Origin of the sequence: Cupriavidus sp. WS (assembly GCF_000395345.1) — a bacterium.
GTDB lineage: Bacteria > Pseudomonadota > Gammaproteobacteria > Burkholderiales > Burkholderiaceae > Cupriavidus > Cupriavidus basilensis_B.
The window spans coordinates 1-1,943 of the sequence record NZ_AQPL01000321.1 but is presented as its reverse complement, the minus strand read 5'-3'; the positions used below and the strand labels follow the sequence as shown (position 1 = coordinate 1,943).

At 69.6% G+C, this 1,943-nt stretch carries 3 protein-coding genes; 2 read left to right on the top strand and 1 reads right to left on the bottom strand.

What is annotated here, in order from left to right:
• The coding region (locus K206_RS44360) for a hypothetical protein (RefSeq protein ID WP_231401665.1) at nt 1-304 on the bottom strand (304 nt) is incomplete at its 3' end.
• 72 nt (nt 305-376) lie between these two features.
• Between K206_RS44360 and K206_RS0124555 the strand changes: the two genes are divergently transcribed.
• Both K206_RS0124555 and K206_RS0124550 read left to right on the top strand, forming a co-directional pair.
• Complete coding sequence (locus K206_RS0124555) at nt 377-559, top strand: hypothetical protein (protein WP_020205039.1); 183 nt, start codon at nt 377-379, stop codon at nt 557-559.
• A gap of 178 nt (nt 560-737) precedes the next feature.
• Nucleotides 738-1,943: diguanylate cyclase domain-containing protein (locus K206_RS0124550; protein ID WP_020205038.1), on the top strand; the 1,206-nt coding region annotated here is incomplete at its 3' end.

Sequence of the window (1,943 nt, the reverse complement as noted above, 5' to 3'; positions counted from 1 at the left end):
GGCTCAGGCACCGCGCCGTGCTTTTCGCACCGCCGATCCGGCCGTTCATCGCAGCGCGCTGGGCAGGCCGGGCGGCGCGCGGCATGCTGGCAAGGCTTGTCGAAGGCGGCAGGCCGCTCACCAGGAGAAACCGATGCAGCTCCCATTCCTCCCTCTCGCCGCGTGCAAGGACGCCGCCGCGCCGCGCCCGTGCGCCTTGCGCCGCGCCGGCCAGGCCCATCGCCAGCCGGCGCGCGCCGAGGCCGGCCACGCCCGCCCCGGCCCGGGCGCGCGGGACGAAGGAGAAGCCACGAACACGCCGCATGACGCAGCGCAAAGCGCGGCGACCCCGGGCGCCGCTACCATGCCTGCTGTTTCCGAGCCAGGCACCCGCGACATGACCGCCCTCGCCCTCCAGCCCCCGATGCGCGACAAGCTCGACGAGTTGCGCGCGCTGGCTTCCCATCTGACCGCCGGCTCGCTGCTGCAGGCCGCCACGCTGCAACTGATCGCCGAGCAGGAAAAAGCGCCGCGCCGCACCGCGCCGGCGCGCATCGCCGAACTCTCGCCGCAGGCCTGAACCTGCCCCTCCGCGGGAGGGGGTGCCGCGCGCGCGTCGGTTTTTACGCCACACATCTCCCCATTTTCCGCCGCGCTGCCCTATGCTATCGCCGTTGCGCGCATGGCGGCGCCCCGCCGGAGAGCGGGACGCCCGGGCCGGCCGGCCCGGCGCGCCAACGGGAAAGGGAGAGAACACATTGACGGCCATCACCGACGCGGCGCGCATCGACGCCGAATACCAGACTTTGTTCCAGCTCGCGCCGGTTTCGCTGTGGCTTGAAGACTTCAGCGCGGTGCGCGAGCATTTCCAGGTGCTGCGGGCGCGCGGCGTCACCGACCTGCGCAGCCACCTGCGCCGGCATCCGCAGGACGTGGCGCACTGCTCCGCGCTGATCCGCGTGCTGGACGTCAACAAGCGCACGCTGGACCTGTTCCGCGCCTCCGACCTCGCCGACCTGGTCAGCAATCTCGACACCGTGTTCCGCGACGACATGTTCGACCAGCACGTCGAGGAGCTGGGCCAGCTGTGGGACGGCAGCACGCATTTCTCCAGCCAGACCGTCAACTACACGCTCGAGGGCAAGCGCCTGGACATCCGCCTCGAGGCGACCGTCATGCCGGGCCACGAGGACACCTGGGACCGCGTGCTGCTGTCGATCGAGGACATCACGGTGCGCACCGCCACCGAGCGCGAACTGCGCCGCAGCGAGCAGTACGCGCTGGGCCTGTTCGAGCATTCGCCGGTGTCGCTGTGGGTGGAGGACTTCAGCGCGGTCAAGCTGCTGCTGGACGAAGTGCGCGGCGCGGGCATCACGGATTTCCGCACCTTCCTCAACGTGCATCCGGACTTCATCTCGCGCTGCATGCAGGAAATCCGCGTGCTCGACGTCAACCAGCAGACGCTGCTGATGTTCAACGCCACCTCCAAGGCCGAGCTGCTGTCGCGCCTGGGCGACGTGTTCCGCGACAACATGCGCTTCCAGTTCGCCGAGCAACTGGTCGACCTGTGGAACGAGAAGCTGTGGCAGCAGCGCGAGGTCGTCAACTACGCGCTCGACGGCCGGGCGGTGGACGTGTTCATGCAATGGTCGGTCTTTCCGGGCCACGAGTCGGACTGGGACCAGGTGCTGGTCTCGCTGACCGACATCACCGCGCGCAAGAAGGCCGAAGCCTACGTGGAATTCCTCGGCAAGCACGACGTGCTGACCAAGCTCTACAACCGCGCCTACTACGAGGACGAGCTCGCGCGCCTGGGCCGCAAGGGACCGTGGCCGGTCAGCGTGATCGCGGTGGACCTCAACGGCCTCAAGCAGGTCAACGACCAGCTCGGCCACGGCGACGGCGACGCGCTGCTGCGCCGCGCCGGCGAGGCGCTCAAGAAGGCCGTGGGCGACCAGATGTGC

What these genes read in the sequence shown, in the direction of transcription:
- K206_RS0124555 (WP_020205039.1), top strand. Translation starts at nt 377, where the DNA reads ATGACCGCCCTCGCCCTCCAGCCCCCGATGCGCGACAAGCTCGACGAG.